This window comes from Micromonospora sp. NPDC051227 (assembly GCF_044455385.1).
GTDB lineage: Bacteria > Actinomycetota > Actinomycetes > Mycobacteriales > Micromonosporaceae > Micromonospora.
In genome coordinates, this window is record NZ_JBITET010000002.1 from 459,417 (window position 1) to 474,752 (window position 15,336).

Below are 15,336 nucleotides of genomic sequence, written 5' to 3' on the forward strand. Positions count from 1 at the left end.
TGACAGTATCAGCTTTTCGTCCGCTTACGTTTGCCACTACGTTCATCTATTCTGCCCGCGTGACACCCCTCAACAGTGGCACTGACTCGTTTACCGGAAACCCGAACCCCTCGTCACGTCCGCGTGACAGTGGCGAGCCGGGGCGCGCACCCGCAGCCGGCTGGCCGTACCGTCACGGGGTGACCGAGACGGCCAATGCGCGGAAGATCGCCTTCGCCACCTTCGTCCGGCGGGCCCTGGACGAGGCACGGGCGACCCGAGCCTGGAGCGGCACCGAGGTGTCCCGGCGCACCGGCGTCTCCCGGCAGACCATCAACCGCTGGGTCCGGGGCGACTGGGCCAGCGACCCGGAGGCCGAGCGGGTGGTCGCCTTCTGCGAGGGCCTGGGGTTGAACCCGGCCGCCGCCTTCGCCGCGCTCGGCTGGGACCGCGCTGCGGCCGGCCCCCGCACCGGCCAGGCCGCCCCTCCGATGGATCCCGACGTGGAGGCGCTGCTGCGCCGTCTGGTCGATCCGCAGGTGTCGGACGCGGAGAAGTTCCACATCCGGGAAACCATCAGATACCTCGCATACCGCCCAACGCTGCCGGTCGATGTCCGAAAAAGGGGCAATCAGGCAGGCTAGTTCCTCAGATAGCGAAAGAACGCCTGGTCAGGTTCATTCGTTTGCCTCCGGGGCTGGAACGGGCACGCTAGCGTCCCTATTCGTACTGCTTGGGCTCGTCATCGGCGGGGGGACGGGACAAGGCCGAACCCAGCCCTGCGGGACAGAAGGAGGGGTCTGTCCATGACCCTGAAGTGGTTGGCAGTCGTGGTCGCAACGGTGTCGGTGACACTGTGGGCGACCGGCAACACGGTGACCCTCGTGGTCGACGGCGGGCAGCTGCCGCTGCTCGTCAACCTCTTTGCGCTCATCACCGCCGGCACCGCGGTCGTCCTGGCCGTCGTCGCCGAGCTGCACGAGCGTCTGAACAACCGAATCAGCGCGCTCACCGAGTTCCTGGTGGCACGGCTCAACGAGATCGACAACCACACCGGCGATCGCAACACCGGGTTCGTCGAGGGCTACCTGTTGAGCCACGGCCAGGAGGCTGCGGTGGTGCCGTTCGGCCGGCGCGGACGGGGAGCCGCCGAACGCTGATCGCGTACCGCTCAATGGGTCCGCTCGGCCAGGAATGAGCCTGGATCGCCGGGGTACGCTGACGCGCGTGCCGCCGTTGAATCTGGGCAGTCAGCAGCCGAGAACCCCGTTGAACGCCGACCAGGCCTGGCGGATAACCGCCAGCCGGGCGGCCGGGACCGTGCTCTTCTTCGACTTCGACGGCACGCTCGCGCCCGTCGACGACGATCCGACCGCGGTACGCCCGGCGCCCAAGGCGTTGGCCGCGATCGAGGCGCTCGCCCCGGTCATGCAGCGGGTCGCGATCGTCTCCGCCCGACCCGTCGAGTTCCTTCGGGACCAGCTCGGCGGGCTCGTTGGCGTGGACCTTTACGGCCTCTACGGGCTGGAGCACAGCCACTCCGGCGGCGAGACAGTCACCGAACCGGCCGCGCTGCCCTGGGTGCCGACCATGGCGGAGCTGGCCGACCTGGCTCGAGCGGAACTGCCGCCCGGCACGCTTGTGGAGTACAAGCGGCTCTCGGTCGCGCTGCACTGGCGTACCGCCCCGCAACTCGGCGCGACCGTGCAGCAGTGGGGGCAGGCGCAGGCCGACCGTCTGGGGCTGCGCTCGCAGGCCGGGCGGATGGTGCTGGAGCTCAAGCCACCGGTCGACCGCGACAAGGGCATGGTGATCGGCGAAGCGATCAAGGGTGCCACCGGCGCCTGGTACTTCGGCGACGACGTCTCCGACATCAAGGCCTTCGCCGCGCTGCGCGCTCGCGCCGCCGCCGACCCGGACTTCCTCGGTGTCTGCGTGGCGGTGGCCAACCCGGAGACCGGCCACGAGGTGGCCAACGCCGCCGACCTGACCATCGAGTCACCGGCCGCGCTGGGTGACTTCCTCACCCGGGCGCTGACCCACCTGCCCTGACTCCGGCGGCGACCGACGGCGTCGCCGCGGGTCAGGCCCCGTAGCGGCGTTGTCTGGTGGCGTACGAGCGCAGGGCCCGCAGAAAGTCGATGTGCCGGAAATCCGGCCAGTTGAGCTCGCAGAAGTAGAACTCCGAGTGCGCGGACTGCCAGAGCATGAAACCGGACAGCCGCTGCTCGCCGCTGGTGCGGATGACGAGGTCCGGGTCGGGCTGGCCCCGGGTGTAGAGGTGCTCGGCGATGTGCTCGACGTCCAGCACCTCGGCCAACTCCTCGAGCGTGCCCCCGGTGGCGGCGTGCTCCAGCAGCAGCGAACGGACCGCGTCGGTGATCTCCCGGCGGCCGCCGTAGCCCACCGCGATGTTGACCTCCGCGCCGCCGGTGCGCTCGCGGGTGCGCTCCTCGGCGCCCTTGAGCGCCGCCGCGGTCTGCGCCGGCAGCAGGTCGAGCGCTCCGACGATGCGCAGTCGCCAGGGGTTGCCCTCCTCGGAGAGCTCCACCACCAGATCCTCAATGATCTTGAGGAGCGGGTCCAGCTCGGCGGCCGGACGGCGCAGGTTGTCGGTGGCCAGCAGGTAGAGGGTCACGTGCCCGACGCCGGCCTGGTCACACCAGCCGAGGACATGCTTGATCTTCGCCGCGCCGACCCGGTGCCCGTCGTTCGGGTCGACGAAGCCCATCTCCCTCGCCCATCGGCGGTTGCCGTCGCACATCACCCCGACGTGCCGGGGCACCGGCTTACCCGCGAGCTTCGCCGTGAGCCGGCGCTCGTACACGGAGTAGATAAGGTTCCGCAGCGTCATCACCTAGCAGCGTAGCGACCCTTCAGCCAGTTCACTGCCTCGGAGCCCCATCCCCGCCGCCCAGACCGGCGCCGATCAGTGCGAGCGTACGAGCGGTGAGGCGTCCGTCACCCAGGCCCAACTCGACCACGTCGTAGAAGACCCGGTCGTCCCGACGGGCGGCCCGGACCGCCGCGTCCACCACCCGACGTCGCCGGGCCAACCAGGCAGCGACCGAACTGTGCCGCAGGTGGGTGCCGAGGCGGCGACGCAACCCGTCGGCGTAGCGGCCAGCCGCGCCCTCGGGCGACCGGGCCGCCGCCGACCCGGCGAGCGCGCCGGAGAGCAACGCGTAGAAGATCCCCTCTCCGGTGAACGGATTGATCAGCGACAGCGCGTCCCCGGCCAGCAGCGTGCGCCCTCGCCCCGGTGACGGCCGGTGGGTGGAGAGCGGCAAGTGATGGGCGCGTAATGCGGTCACGGTCGCCAGATCGGTGCCGGGCAGCAGAGCGGCCAGCCGGTCCAGCAGGTACGCGCGGCTCAGCGGCTCACCGCGCAGGACCTCTCCGTACCCGACGTTCGCCCGTCCGTCACCGATCGGAAACGACCAGGCGTACGCCGGCCAACGCGCCTTCGAGGTGACGATGAGCTGCTCGGACGGGCCGGGCAGAGCCGGGGCGTAGCCCCGGATGGCCAGCGCGAGGTGCCGGTCGGGGTTCTGCGGATGGCCGAGCGCCCGACGTACCACCGAGCCGGCGCCGTCCGCGCCGATCACCACCCGGCCGGACACCTGCCTGTCGAGCACCACCCGGTCCGCGCGCGGCTCGACCTGGCGAACGGTGTGCCGGCGCAGCTGCGCGCCGGCGGCCACCGCGGCCGCCACCAGCCGCGCGTCGAAGACCTCCCGGGGCACCGTGTACGCGGGTCGGGGCAGCGCCCGGGCCACCGCACCGCCGCCGGGCGAGATCATGCGTAACGCCGGAAGCGGCGCGTAGCCCGCCACCGCCTCGGTCACCCCCAGCTCGGCGAGCACGTCCACCGAGTGCGCGGCGATCCCGTCACCACACGCCTTGTCCCGGGGAAAATCGGCCCGGTCCAGCAGCAGCACGCTGGCACCGGCCCGGCGCGCCGTCAGCGCGGCTGCCGCCCCGGCCGGCCCCGCCCCCACCACCACCACGTCGAACTCGTCACCCACCGCGAGTCTCCCTCCAGTGCGACGCGGCGCGGCCGCTCCCGCCGGCGACCCGGTCGGCCTTGCAGCCGGCCGCCCCGACGATCTCCGCAGCCGTCCCGACGCCGATCGCTGTGACCGACGCCACCCGCCATCCTGCCCCCTGACCGCCCGCGAACCCCGCACCCGCACTGGGCCGGCCACTCTCACTCACCCCTTTGCTCTGCACCCGCGGACGCGACGGTTACCGTCCGCGACTGTCGCCTATCGGGGTGCAGAGCAAAGGAGGGAATGTGCAGGGGCTGGGCCGTGGTCGGCCGCCCGGTCGGCACCCAGCGGCGTGGTGCGGAGCCCCGCCGCGGTCAGGGTTGGGGTTCAGGTTGGGCGGCGTCGGGGGCGCGGGCGGCGCGGCGCAGGCCGTAGAGAGCCAGCCCGGCGGCGGCGAGCAGGGGGGCGCCGTCGCGGATCAGGCCGTCCACGCCCAGCAGCCACCAGCACAGCGGCAGATCCACGGCGAGTACGGCGACCGTGACGACGACCAGCAGGCCACGCGCCCAGTCCTTGCCCCGCATCAGGAACGCGGTGCAGAACAGCACCGCGTAGCTGGCCGTGATGCCCGCACCGAACCAGAACAGCACGGCCGGCACCGCATTCAGTCGACCATCCAGGATGGAACCCCCGGCCACCAGGGCCGGCACCAGCATCAGCGGGCTGTAGGTGAAGGCCGCCACCCGGCTGGTCAACAACCAGGCGCTGGCCTGTGGTCGGCGTGGAGGGGTCTCCCGCCAGGAAATGCCGTCCCGGTCGATGACGAGGCGTGGACGGTGCCGGACCAGGTGCCCGGCCAACGCCGACGAGCGGTAGAGCAACCAGACCACTGCGACACAGAGCGCAGTGAGAATGGCGAAGCCGAGCAGGCCGGGCAGTGACGGCACCCCCTGCCGAGGCACGATGAGCCGGCCGACCGCGAAGATCGTGGTGACCGCGAGGATCAGCCCGAACGGGCGGGCCAGCGTACGACCCCGTCGCACGTGCCCGATCAGCAGCAGGAAGCCGAACGAGCGCAGCATGGCCCAGCCGGTCCGTACGGCCAGCCCGAATCCCTGCTCCGGGGCGTACCACCAGTTGAGCAGCTCGACCACGACGGTGGCCGCCGCAGTCGTCGCCAGCAGTGTGGTGAGCACCCGGACGGCGGACGGCCGCCGGACCTGGGTCTCGGCGGCCGTCCTCATGAAATCCGATGTTGCCCGCGAAGGGTCTCGTTCACACCTACCGCTGCGGTTGCGCGGCGTCCAGACGGGCGCGCAGCGCGTCCAACTCGGCCCAGAGCACGCCGGGCAGCTTGTCACCGAACTTCTCGAACCACTCGGTGATCATCGGCAGCTCGTTGCGCCACTCGTCCGGGTCGACCTTCAGCGCGATCCGAACATCCTCCGCGGTCATGTCCAGGCCCTCGACGTCCAGGGCGTCCGGCGCGGGGACCATGCCGACCGGCGTCTCGACCGCGTCGGCCGTGCCCTCGATCCGCTCGACGACCCACTTGAGCACCCGCGAGTTCTCCCCGAAGCCCGGCCAGAGGAACGAGCCGTCCGGGTCCTTGCGGAACCAGTTGACGTAGTAGATCTTCGGCAGCTTCGCCTCGTCGCCGTCGGCGCCCTTGCCCATCTCGATCCAGTGCCGGAAGTAGTCCCCGGCGTGGTAGCCGATGAACGGCAGCATCGCCATCGGGTCCCGCCGGACCACGCCGACGGCGCCGGACGCGGCGGCGGTGGTCTCCGAGGAGAGCGTGGCACCCATGTAGACGCCGTGCACCCAGTCGCGGGCCTCGGTCACCAGCGGAACGGTGTCCTTGCGGCGTCCGCCGAAGAGGATCGCGTCGATCGGCACGCCGTTCGGGTCGAAGTACTCGTCGGCGAGGATCGGGCACTGGGTGATCGGGGTGCAGAACCGGCTGTTCGCGTGGGAGGACAGGCTGTCGCTCTCCGGCGTCCAGTCGTTGCCCTTCCAGTCGATCAGGTGCGCCGGCGGTTCACCCATGCCCTCCCACCAAACGTCGCCGTCGTCGGTGAGGCCGACGTTGGTGAAGATGGAGTTGCCCCGGTCCAGCGTGCGCATGGCGTTGGCGTTGGTCTTCCAGTCGGTGCCGGGCGCGACACCGAACAGGCCGTACTCGGGGTTGACGGCGTAGAGGCGGCCGTCCGGGCCGAACCGCATCCAGGCGATGTCGTCGCCGATGGTCTCGACCTTCCAGCCGGGAATCGTCGGCTCCACCATGGCGAGGTTGGTCTTGCCGCAGGCCGACGGGAACGCGCCGGCGATGTGGTAGACCCGGCCCTCCGGCGAGGTGATCTTGAGGATCAGCATGTGCTCGGCGAGCCAGCCCTCGTCCCGGCCCATCACGCTGGCGATCCGCAGCGAGTAGCACTTCTTGCCCAGCAGCGAGTTGCCGCCGTAACCCGAGCCGTACGACCAGATCTCCCGGCTCTCCGGGAAGTGCGAGATGTACTTGGTGTCGTTGCACGGCCAGGCGACATCCTGCTGGCCGGGGGCGAGCGGGGCGCCGATCGAGTGCAACGCGTGCACGAAGTCCGCGTCGTCACCCATGGCCTCGAGGACCCGGGTGCCCATCCGCGTCATGATGCGCATCGAGGCGACCACGTACGGGCTGTCGGTGATCTCGACACCGAACATCGGGGACTCGGCCTCGACCGGCCCCATGACGAACGGGATGACGTACATGGTGCGACCGCGCATGGAGCCCCGGTACAAATCCGTCATCGTCCGCTTCATCTCGGCCGGCGCCATCCAGTTGTTGGTGGGGCCGGCGTCCGCCTCGTCGACGGAACAGATGTAGGTGCGCTCCTCGACCCGGGCGACGTCCGTCGGGTCGGTGCGTGCGTAGAACGAGTTGGGCTTCTTCTCCGGGTTGAGCCGGATCAGGGTGCCGGCCTCGACCAGCTCATCGGTGAGGCGGCGCCACTCCTCGTCGGATCCGTCCACCCAGACGACACGGTCGGGGGTGGTCAGTTCCGCGACCTCACGGACCCAGGCGAGCAGTTTCGGGTGGGACGTCGGGGCCTGATCAATACCCCGCACAACAGCCGGAGCAACCATGACACATCTCCTTGTGGTCGACGCTGACCGATCTATGGGATGCACGAGACTCGGCGGCGCGATGCGTCGCCTTCGTGGAAACCTGGGATTGGCCTCAGCGTAAACCGGGCAGCCTTCCGAGTCAGTGGGACAGGTTGTGAAGAACTGCACAAGCTACGGCCTCGCTGCGGCATCACGAGCTGATACCCGCTTTCCCGCGCAGTTTCACGCAAATCTTGTTGTGCACCCCGGTGGACGCTTGTTGCGGTCGGGCCGTGGACCTGCCCCGCCGACCGGTGCGGTGTTTCCCGTTCCGCGGCGACTCAGTCCTCCCAATTGGCTACGCTCTGTGCGGCGGTCACGTACGCGGCGCTGGCCCACTCCGAGAGACCACGCCCGCTCGCCGTTGCTACCCCTCTGACTGGCCGGCAGCCGGTAGGCTCCCTCCGTGGCCGCCACGATGACCGGGGAACAACCGGGTCCCCGGCAGACCCGACGGGGTCTCGTCGGCATACTCCTCGACCGCTTCGGTCACCTCATCCGCGAGATGAGCAAGTTCGCCACCGTTGGTGGTTTCGCCTTCCTCGTCGACTTCGCGCTCTTCAACTACCTGACGAGCAAGCACGGCGTCGAAGAGCTGACGGCGAAGACGATCTCCACGGTGATCGCGGCGTCCGTCGCCTTCGTGGGCAACCGGTTCTGGACGTGGCGGCACCGTCAGCGCAACAACGCGGCCCGCGAGTACGCGCTCTTCTTCTTCTTCAACGCTGTCGGTCTCGGCATCACTGTGGCCTGCCTCGCGCTAAGCCGCTACGGGCTCGGAGCCATCTGGCCGGCCGTGTTCCAGACGCGCCTGGCGGACAATCTCGCCAGCTACATCGTCGGCACGGGATTCGCCACGCTGTTTCGATTCTGGTCGTACCGGCGGTTCGTCTTCGTCGAAGCGGGAACCCCGACCCTTCCGCAGGTGAATCCCGACCGAGACCACGGGGCGTGACCTGCCGCCCACCTCGTTCGGCCGGTGATCGCCGGCCGCACCGACTGCCCTAAGGTGTTTCGCATGCCTCTTGTCCGCCTGCTGCCTGAGCGCTGGCAGAAGTTCATCCACGAGGCGCTCAAGTTCGGCATCGTCGGCGGCATCAACACCGTCATCAATTACGCGGTGTTCAATGCCCTTGCACTGACCGTTTTCGTCGACGGTCAGTTGAAGGCGACCGTGATCGCGACGATCGTCGCCACCATCACGTCGTACCTGATGAATCGGCACTGGACGTACCGCGATCGCCCGAAATCGGCGCTTCGCCGGGAATATCTCCTATTCTTCCTTTTCAATGGCGCCGGCCTGCTCATTGAGCTGGGGGCCGTGGCGGCGGCCAAGTACGGTCTCGGCGTACACGGCCTGCTGGCGCTGAATCTGGCCAAGACCGTCGGCGTCATGCTGGCCACGCTGTTCCGGTTCTGGTCATACCGCACCTTCGTCTTTCAGCCCGTCGCACCGGCCGAGGACGAGGCCGCGAAGCCCGACTCCACCTGGCACGATATTCCGCGCGACGAGTGGGACACCATGGCGGAGATGGACCCGGTCGCCGAGTTGGCGGAATCGGTGTCCGAGCTGGAGGAGGCGGAGTCCGCGCAACGCCTCGACTCCCCGGCCGCCGCACCGACTCAGGGCCGGCTCCCGCGGTTGAGCGTCAGCCCCGCCATCGACCTGGACGCGGAACTCGCCGCGGAGCTGCACGTCAGCACCCGTCGCTCGCCCCGCCGGTGACGACACCCGACGCCCGCTCCGGCACGGGACGCCCGGCCGAGCTGTTCTTCGAGGATCTCGTCCCGGGGCTCACCGTCGACCTCGGCGTGGTCACCGTGGACGCCGACGAGATGGTCGCCTTCGCCCGCCGCTTCGACCCGCAGTGGTACCACGTCGACCCCGACCTGGCCGCCGCGAGCCGGCACGGTGGTCTGATCGCCAGCGGCTTCTACACGGTCAGCCTGTTCATGCGCGCGTACGTCGACCACCTGCTGTCCCGGGCCGCCGCTGACGCGTCCCCCGGCCTGGAGGAGCTGCGCTGGCTCGCCCCGGTGCGGGCCGGCGACCGGCTCGCCGTCCGGGTCGACGTGATGGGCGCCCGGCCGTCGACCGCCCGCCCCGGGCTCGGCACCGTCAGCCTCACCGGCACCATGCTGCGCCTCGGCCCGGACGACCGGCCCGAGCAGGAGGTGCTGCGGACCCGCTTCCGTGGCTGGTTCGCCGTGCGACCGGTCGAGGCCGACCCCGCCGAGGCCGAAGCCGCCCCGACCACCGCTGACCAGCCCAGAGTTGACCAACCCGGAGCTGACCAGCCCGACCGTGGCCCGACCGCAACGGATCCGTCCACCGTCGGGTCGTCCGACGGCGACCCGACGGAGAGCAGCGGCTCACCCGAGGCCCAACGACCCGACTGACCCGCCCCCGACAGTGCGGCAGGGGCGGGTCCCGACCGTCCGGTTCAGGTCGTGGTGTCGCGCAGCGGCTTGCCGTCCTGCATGTCGGCGAGCATGTCGCGCATCTCGCCATCGCCCAGCGAGTGCTTGTCGTGCTGTGCCTCGACCAGCTCGTACAGGGTGGTCTGCACCTTTCCGACGTCCGGCACGTCGGCGAGCACCGACTGGCCGCGCTCACCTGCCGACTCGATGGTGAGCGTCCCGCAGCCGAGCAGACGCTCGACGAAACGCTGGTTCATCGAGTGGTCGTTGACCCGGGCGAGCGGGAGGTCCCGCCGGTCCCGGGAGAACACACCCTGCTGAAGCAGGACTCGCTCGTTCGTGAACAGGTAGTGGGTGGTACGCCAGACCAGGAACGGCCACAGGCCGAGCCAGAGCACCGCGACCAGGGCGATCGCCCCGATCACGGCCAGCGCGATCGAACCGCCGCCACTCTCGGGCAACAGGAGCACGCCGACCACCACCGCGGCGATGGCCAGCACCAGCACCGCGATCGGCCGGATCAACGCCTTCCAGTGCGGATGCAGGTGCAGCACGACGTGCTCGTCCTCGGTGAGCACGTCTTCAGGAAACGCCACGGGAACCTCCAACGCGATTTTCTAGACGCGCAGACGGTAAACCCCCAAGCCCCACCACAACATCCGCCGCGCGGGCCCACTCGGCTCTTCGTGATCTTGCCCGTCCTCAGCGGAGGTGCAGGACGTCGCCGGCGGCCAGGGTGCGGGCGCCGGTTGACGTGGTGACCATCAGTTGGCCGTCCGGGTCCACTCCGGTGGCGGTGCCGGTCAGGGAGTCACCGTTGGGGAGCAGAACGCGTACCTCGCGGCCGATCGTCGCGCAGGCCGCCAGGTAGGCGTCGCGCAGGCCGCTGGTCACCGCGTCGCCGCCCGCCGAACGCCAACGGTCGTACCAGTCGGCGACCGCCCGCAGCAGCGCCCGCAGCAGCGGATCCCGATCGGTGGCCACCGCGCCGGCCAGCTGGAGCGAGGTGGCCGGCAGCCCGGTTGGATTCACCGGCAGCTCGTCGGCGCGCAACGTCACGTTGAGCCCGATGCCCAGCACGATGGCCGGCGGTTGGTCCGGCGCCCGTCCGGGCACGGCCTCGGCCAGCACGCCCGCGCACTTCGCGTCGTCGATCAGCAGGTCGTTCGGCCACTTGAGGGTGGCTTCCAGCTCGGCCAGCCGGGCCACCGCCTCGACCAGCGCCACGCCGGCCAGCAACGGCAGCCACCCGTACCCCGTGGGTGTCGCCGGCAGCCAGCCCCGGTCCGGCACGGCCTCGCCGGGCCGCAGCAGGACGCTCGTCGCGATGCCGGCCCGCGCCGGCGACTGCCAGACCCGACCGCGCCGGCCGCGCCCTTCGGTCTGCCGCTCGGCGACCACGACCAGGCCCTCGGGCTCGTCGGCCCGGGCAGCCTCGGCCACGTCGGCGTTGGTGGAGCCCGTCTCGGCACGCAGCTCCAGCCGGGCCCACGGCCCGTTCGGCGCTGTCAACGCGCGGCGCAGCCGGGCCGCCGACAGCGGCGGCCGGTCCAGATCGGTGTACGGGGAGCCCGACATTCCGCCAGCCTACGGCGGTGCTCCGGTCGACACTGAGGCGTACTGCACAGCGGCACCCACCTGAACCATCGTTATATTCCCTGGGTGACTACCGAGACCGGGACCAACATGCACAGCACCGCGGGCAAGCTGGCGGACCTGGAGCGCCGGGTCGACGAGGCGGTGCACGCCGGGTCGGCCCGCGCCGTGGAGAAGCAGCACGCGCGCGGCAAGAAGACCGCCCGCGAGCGGATCGAGATGCTGCTCGACGAGGGCTCCTTCGTCGAACTCGACGAGCTGGCCCGGCACCGGTCCACGGCCTTCGGGCTGGAGCGGAACCGCCCGTACGGCGACGGTGTGGTCACCGGCTACGGCACGGTGGACGGCCGGCAGGTGTGCGTCTTCGCGCAGGACTTCACGGTCTTCGGTGGCTCGCTCGGCGAGGTCTTCGGCGAGAAGATCGTCAAGGTGATGGACCTGGCCATGAAGATCGGCTGCCCGGTGGTCGGCATCAACGACTCCGGCGGCGCGCGCATCCAGGAGGGCGTCGTCTCGCTCGGCCTCTACGGCGAGATCTTCTTCCGCAACGTGCGGGCGTCCGGCGTCATCCCGCAGATCTCGCTGGTGATGGGGCCCTGTGCCGGCGGCGCGGTCTACTCCCCGGCGGTCACCGACTTCACCGTGATGGTCGACCAGACCTCGCACATGTTCATCACCGGCCCGGACGTGATCAAGACGGTGACGGGCGAGGACGTCGGCATGGAGGAGCTGGGCGGCGCGCGTACACACAACACCCGCAGCGGAAACGCGCACTACCTCGCCAGCGACGAGGAGGACGCGGTCGACTACGTCAAGGCGCTGCTGTCGTACCTGCCGTCGAACAACCTCGACGAGCCGGTCGTCGTCGAGGCCCCGGCCGAGCTGGCCATCAGCGACGAGGACCGGGAGTTGGACAGCCTGATCCCGGACTCGGCCAACCAGCCGTACGACATGCACACCGTCCTCGAACATGTCCTCGACGACGGGGAGTTCCTGGAGGTCCAGCCGCTCTACGCGCAGAACATCGTGGTCGGCTACGGCCGGGTCGAGGGGCGACCGGTCGGTGTGGTGGCAAACCAGCCGATGCACTTCGCCGGCACCCTGGACATCGCCGCCTCCGAGAAGGCCGCCCGCTTCGTTCGCACCTGCGACGCGTTCAACATCCCGGTGCTGACCTTCGTGGACGTGCCCGGCTTCCTGCCCGGCACCGGTCAGGAGTGGGACGGCATCATCCGCCGGGGCGCGAAGCTCATCTACGCGTACGCCGAGGCGACCGTCCCGAAGGTCACCGTGATCACCCGCAAGGCGTACGGCGGGGCGTACGACGTGATGGGCTCCAAGCACCTCGGCGCGGATCTGAACTTCGCCTGGCCTACCGCGCAGATCGCGGTGATGGGCGCGCAGGGCGCTGTGAACATCCTCTACCGCTCCGAGCTGGCCGGCGCCGAGGACCCGGCGGCGGTCCGGGCCGAGAAGATCGCCGAGTACGAGGACACCCTGGCCAACCCGTACGTGGCCGCCGAGCGCGGGTACATCGACTCGGTGATCCCGCCGCACGAGACGCGCACCCAGATCGTCCGGGCGCTGCGTGTCCTGCGCACCAAGCGGGAGACCCTGCCGCCCAAGAAGCACGGCAACATCCCGCTCTGATCCGTACGGCCCTGCTCGCTTGATCCGCGCACCTTCGGGGAAAGTGCTGCTTCCCGGTGCCGGGAGGCAACAACATCCCTGAGGTCGCGCGGATCAAGAAGGGTCAACAGGCCGGATTGGCAGCGGGGCACAGTCGCCTGGCGGCCGTACGGCCCAGCGCCTCAAGATCCGCGTCGGGTAGACCCAGGTCCGGATTGGGCACCAGTATCGTGATCAGGTCGCCGACCCGGACCACGACGGTCATCGCGACCGGGCTGGAGCGCTGGAGCGTCCTTCCGGAGGCCGGGCCGCGGGGTGCGAACGGCACGTGCCGCACCAGAATCGACTCGTCACCGGCGAAGTTGCTCGCCGCCGTCTCCCAGGCGTGCTTGCTCACGTTCGGCGTCGTCTCGCCCGCCGCCACGACGGATTCGGCGAAACGCCACTCGGGGCAGGCGTCGAGCAGCGCCCGCAGATAAGTGAAGAGTCGCGCGCTCACCAGCGGATCGAGCCGGTAGACGTCCTGGCTGAGTTCTACCCGCACAGGCGGGCGGCCATCCTTCGTCGGGGACAACAGGGTCTGCGACCGCGAGTAACGGGAGTACGCGGGAAACGCCGGCACGCCCCGGTCGTCGCCGCACTTCTGCAACGTCGGATCCAACCGGACGACCTCACCCAGGCCGGCGTCCCCGAGCTGCACTCCGCTCTTCACCGGCACCTCGGTGACCGGCAGCAGGGAGTCGAGTGGGATGTCCGCCCGCACGGGACCCTGCGTCAGTGCAGGCTCGGCGGTAGCGGGCGGAGCCGACGCGCGTTCCGTCAGGGCGTATGCCGGGCCCGTCACCGCCACGAGCACCGCGACAGTCGCCAGCGCGACCGTGCGACGACTACGCCTGCGGGCCGTCGCCCGGATCTCTGCGGGCTCCGGCCACCTGACGTCACGCAGGTCCCGGTGGACCCGTTCGACGAATGCCAGGTCGTCGTCACGCATCGGTGGCGTCCTCCAGATCAGAGACGGCGAGCAGGCCGGCGAGCGCGGTACGCCCCCGGGAGAGACGGGCCTTGACGGTGCCCACCGGGGCCGCGGTCTCCCGCGCGACCTCGGCGACCGGCATGCCGACCAGGTAGTAGAGGGCGATGGCGACGCGTTGCTCCTCGGGCAGTCGACGCAGGGCGGCGACCACCGCGACGGTGTCGGTGCCCGGCCCGGGAACGGTCTCGGTGGCCCCGTGTCGCAGGTAGGCGCGGGCGCGGCTCCGCAGGCTGCGCCACCGGCTGACGGCGATCCGGCTGGCCACCACCCGCACCCACGCCTCCGGGTCGTCGTAACCGCTGATCGTCGACCAGCGCTGCCACGCCCGGACGTACGCCTCCTGCACGGCGTCCTGCGCCTCACCCCGATCGCCGGTGAGGGCGTAGACGAACCCGAGAAGTCGTTGCCGACTCCCCCGGTAGAACTCGTCGAACCCGTCGACGTCCGGCACCCGCTACCTCCCCGTGTCGGTCGCTGGGAACACGCACCGGCAAGGGCCGTTGGTTGCCCGGTCAGGCGATCGACTTCTCCAGCTCGGTGAGCGGGAACGCCCCGGCCCCGATCCGCTCCCGGACCGCCCGGCGTACGGCCCGCTGCACGGCGACGTTGACCGGCGTCGGTACGCCGTGCAACCGGCCGAGCAGCGCGATCTCACCGTTGAGGTGGTCGACCTCCGTCGAGCCCGTGCCCCGGGCCAGGCTCTGCCAGGTCGAGCCGCCGGAGCGGACCTCGCCGTCGACCGGGCGCTGCCCGACCAGGTCACCGCGTTCGGCCTTCTCCTCCTCGGGCGAGGTGTGCGCGATGCCGGCGGCGGCGAGCGCGGCGACGCCCTCGGCGCGTACCCGTTCGACCAGCGCGTCCGGGATGTCCCGGCCGAGCAACGCCTGTAGGCCGTTGCCGAGGTTGCTGAGCAGCTTGCCGTACTTCCAGCGCAGCACGTCGGTGCGGACCGGGGCGACGAAGCCGGCGGCGGTCAGGTCGGCGGCGATCACCCGGTCGGTGTCGTCGGCGCCCCCGGGGTACCGCCCGATGTGGAGCATCCCGGGATGCGGGTACCCGTTGGCGACCACCACACCCGGGTCCAGGTGGGTGGCCGGCAGCCAGACGCAGACCGGGTGCACGTCGGTGAAGAGGCGCAGCGCGGCCCGCTCGTTGGCCACCCCGTTCTGCGCGGTCACCAGCGGCAGACGTTCGCCCGCCGTGCCGCCGCCGACCACCGGCGCGTCCACCCACGCGGCCAACGCGCCAGCGGTGTCCTGCGACTTCACGGTGAGGATCAGCACGGTGTCCGCCGGCAGCGGCTCGTCCGTGGGCCGGTCCACCGCCGCGAGCCGGGCGGTGACCTCACCGTCGGGCTGCCGCAGGGTCAGACCCCGCGTGCGGATCGCGTCCAGGTGGGCACCGCGGGCCACCACTGTCACGTCCCGGTCGGCCTGGGCCAGCCGTACGCCGATGGTCCCGCCGACCGCACCCGCCCCGATGATCACGTATCGCATGGCCTCATTCTGCCCGCCCGTGTGCTTCCGCCCGTGCGCCTTC

16 protein-coding genes are annotated in these 15,336 nt (G+C 70.5%); 7 read left to right on the forward strand and 9 right to left on the reverse strand.

All coding sequences use genetic code 11. The annotated features are described in order from the left end of the window. Positions 1 to 179 precede the first annotated feature (179 nt). From ACIA47_RS06205 to otsB, 3 genes are all read left to right on the forward strand, one after another. Positions 180 to 623: an XRE family transcriptional regulator gene (locus ACIA47_RS06205; RefSeq protein WP_091394342.1), complete on the forward strand. Its 444-nt coding sequence runs from the start codon at positions 180 to 182 to the stop codon at positions 621 to 623. A 162-nt stretch (positions 624 to 785) separates the two neighbouring features. Beyond that, positions 786 to 1,139 carry a hypothetical protein gene (locus ACIA47_RS06210; protein ID WP_203120431.1) on the forward strand — a complete coding sequence of 118 codons (354 nt, stop codon included), beginning with the start codon at positions 786 to 788 and terminating at the stop codon, positions 1,137 to 1,139. A 67-nt stretch (positions 1,140 to 1,206) separates the two neighbouring features. Further along, positions 1,207 to 2,031, forward strand: coding sequence for a trehalose-phosphatase (otsB, locus tag ACIA47_RS06215; protein ID WP_203120430.1), 825 nt, complete (start codon positions 1,207 to 1,209; stop codon positions 2,029 to 2,031). A 31-nt stretch (positions 2,032 to 2,062) separates the two neighbouring features. On the opposite strand, the gene ACIA47_RS06220 is transcribed toward otsB, so the two are convergent. From ACIA47_RS06220 to ACIA47_RS06235, 4 genes are all read right to left on the reverse strand, one after another. Then, complete coding sequence (locus tag ACIA47_RS06220) at positions 2,063 to 2,833, reverse strand: isoprenyl transferase (protein WP_396705928.1); 771 nt, start codon at positions 2,831 to 2,833, stop codon at positions 2,063 to 2,065. 31 nt (positions 2,834 to 2,864) lie between these two features. Then, positions 2,865 to 4,007: a geranylgeranyl reductase family protein gene (locus ACIA47_RS06225; RefSeq protein ID WP_396705930.1), complete on the reverse strand. Its 1,143-nt coding sequence runs from the start codon at positions 4,005 to 4,007 to the stop codon at positions 2,865 to 2,867. 338 nt (positions 4,008 to 4,345) lie between these two features. Further along, entirely contained in the window at positions 4,346 to 5,215 is an 870-nt protein-coding gene (locus tag ACIA47_RS06230) for a hypothetical protein (RefSeq protein ID WP_396705932.1), read from the reverse strand. A 37-nt stretch (positions 5,216 to 5,252) separates the two neighbouring features. Beyond that, on the reverse strand, positions 5,253 to 7,097 hold the full coding sequence (locus tag ACIA47_RS06235; protein ID WP_396705934.1) for a phosphoenolpyruvate carboxykinase (GTP): 1,845 nt from the start codon (positions 7,095 to 7,097) through the stop codon (positions 5,253 to 5,255). Between the two features lie 439 nt (positions 7,098 to 7,536). Between ACIA47_RS06235 and ACIA47_RS06240 the strand changes: the two genes are divergently transcribed. From ACIA47_RS06240 to ACIA47_RS06250, 3 genes are all read left to right on the forward strand, one after another. After that, positions 7,537 to 8,073, forward strand: a complete 537-nt coding sequence (locus ACIA47_RS06240) for a GtrA family protein (RefSeq protein ID WP_112679150.1) — start codon at positions 7,537 to 7,539, stop codon at positions 8,071 to 8,073. 63 nt (positions 8,074 to 8,136) lie between these two features. Then, on the forward strand, positions 8,137 to 8,844 hold the full coding sequence (locus ACIA47_RS06245; protein ID WP_396706386.1) for a GtrA family protein: 708 nt from the start codon (positions 8,137 to 8,139) through the stop codon (positions 8,842 to 8,844). Then, entirely contained in the window at positions 8,841 to 9,518 is a 678-nt protein-coding gene (locus ACIA47_RS06250; protein WP_396705936.1) for a MaoC/PaaZ C-terminal domain-containing protein, read from the forward strand. Before ACIA47_RS06245 ends, ACIA47_RS06250 begins: the two co-directional genes overlap by 4 nt. A gap of 44 nt (positions 9,519 to 9,562) precedes the next feature. On the opposite strand, the gene ACIA47_RS06255 is transcribed toward ACIA47_RS06250, so the two are convergent. Together ACIA47_RS06255 and ACIA47_RS06260 are read right to left on the reverse strand one after the other, a co-directional pair. Continuing rightward, a complete protein-coding gene (locus ACIA47_RS06255; protein WP_210784420.1) occupies positions 9,563 to 10,135 on the reverse strand; it encodes a PH domain-containing protein in 573 nt (190 codons plus the stop codon). Positions 10,136 to 10,241: 106 nt separating this feature from the next. Beyond that, entirely contained in the window at positions 10,242 to 11,117 is an 876-nt protein-coding gene (locus ACIA47_RS06260) for a biotin--[acetyl-CoA-carboxylase] ligase (protein WP_396705938.1), read from the reverse strand. Positions 11,118 to 11,201: 84 nt separating this feature from the next. On the opposite strand from ACIA47_RS06260, the gene ACIA47_RS06265 reads away from it, so the two are divergent. Beyond that, positions 11,202 to 12,785, forward strand: coding sequence for an acyl-CoA carboxylase subunit beta (locus ACIA47_RS06265; RefSeq protein ID WP_203124200.1), 1,584 nt, complete (start codon positions 11,202 to 11,204; stop codon positions 12,783 to 12,785). 103 nt (positions 12,786 to 12,888) lie between these two features. Here the strand turns inward: ACIA47_RS06265 and ACIA47_RS06270 are convergent, their stop codons facing one another. The 3 genes from ACIA47_RS06270 to ACIA47_RS06280 form a co-directional block, all read right to left on the reverse strand. Continuing rightward, positions 12,889 to 13,755 (reverse strand): hypothetical protein, encoded by an 867-nt coding sequence (locus tag ACIA47_RS06270; RefSeq protein ID WP_396705940.1) that lies wholly within the window; start codon positions 13,753 to 13,755, stop codon positions 12,889 to 12,891. Beyond that, positions 13,748 to 14,248 (reverse strand): SigE family RNA polymerase sigma factor, encoded by a 501-nt coding sequence (locus tag ACIA47_RS06275; RefSeq protein WP_396705942.1) that lies wholly within the window; start codon positions 14,246 to 14,248, stop codon positions 13,748 to 13,750. Before ACIA47_RS06275 ends, ACIA47_RS06270 begins: the two co-directional genes overlap by 8 nt. Positions 14,249 to 14,309: 61 nt before the next feature. Beyond that, positions 14,310 to 15,293 (reverse strand): ketopantoate reductase family protein, encoded by a 984-nt coding sequence (locus ACIA47_RS06280; protein ID WP_396705944.1) that lies wholly within the window; start codon positions 15,291 to 15,293, stop codon positions 14,310 to 14,312. Positions 15,294 to 15,336 lie beyond the last annotated feature (43 nt).

Bases quoted from the DNA above. Each gene is read 5' to 3' on its own strand.
- ACIA47_RS06210 (WP_203120431.1), top strand. From the start codon at position 786: ATGACCCTGAAGTGGTTGGCAGTCGTGGTCGCAACGGTGTCGGTGACA.
- ACIA47_RS06280 (WP_396705944.1), bottom strand. From the start codon at position 15,293: ATGCGATACGTGATCATCGGGGCGGGTGCGGTCGGCGGGACCATCGGC.
- ACIA47_RS06245 (WP_396706386.1), top strand. From the start codon at position 8,137: ATGCCTCTTGTCCGCCTGCTGCCTGAGCGCTGGCAGAAGTTCATCCAC.
- ACIA47_RS06235 (WP_396705934.1), bottom strand. From the start codon at position 7,097: ATGGTTGCTCCGGCTGTTGTGCGGGGTATTGATCAGGCCCCGACGTCC.
- ACIA47_RS06260 (WP_396705938.1), bottom strand. From the start codon at position 11,117: ATGTCGGGCTCCCCGTACACCGATCTGGACCGGCCGCCGCTGTCGGCG.
- ACIA47_RS06220 (WP_396705928.1), bottom strand. From the start codon at position 2,833: ATGACGCTGCGGAACCTTATCTACTCCGTGTACGAGCGCCGGCTCACG.
- ACIA47_RS06230 (WP_396705932.1), bottom strand. From the start codon at position 5,215: ATGAGGACGGCCGCCGAGACCCAGGTCCGGCGGCCGTCCGCCGTCCGG.
- ACIA47_RS06240 (WP_112679150.1), top strand. From the start codon at position 7,537: ATGACCGGGGAACAACCGGGTCCCCGGCAGACCCGACGGGGTCTCGTC.
- ACIA47_RS06270 (WP_396705940.1), bottom strand. From the start codon at position 13,755: ATGCGTGACGACGACCTGGCATTCGTCGAACGGGTCCACCGGGACCTG.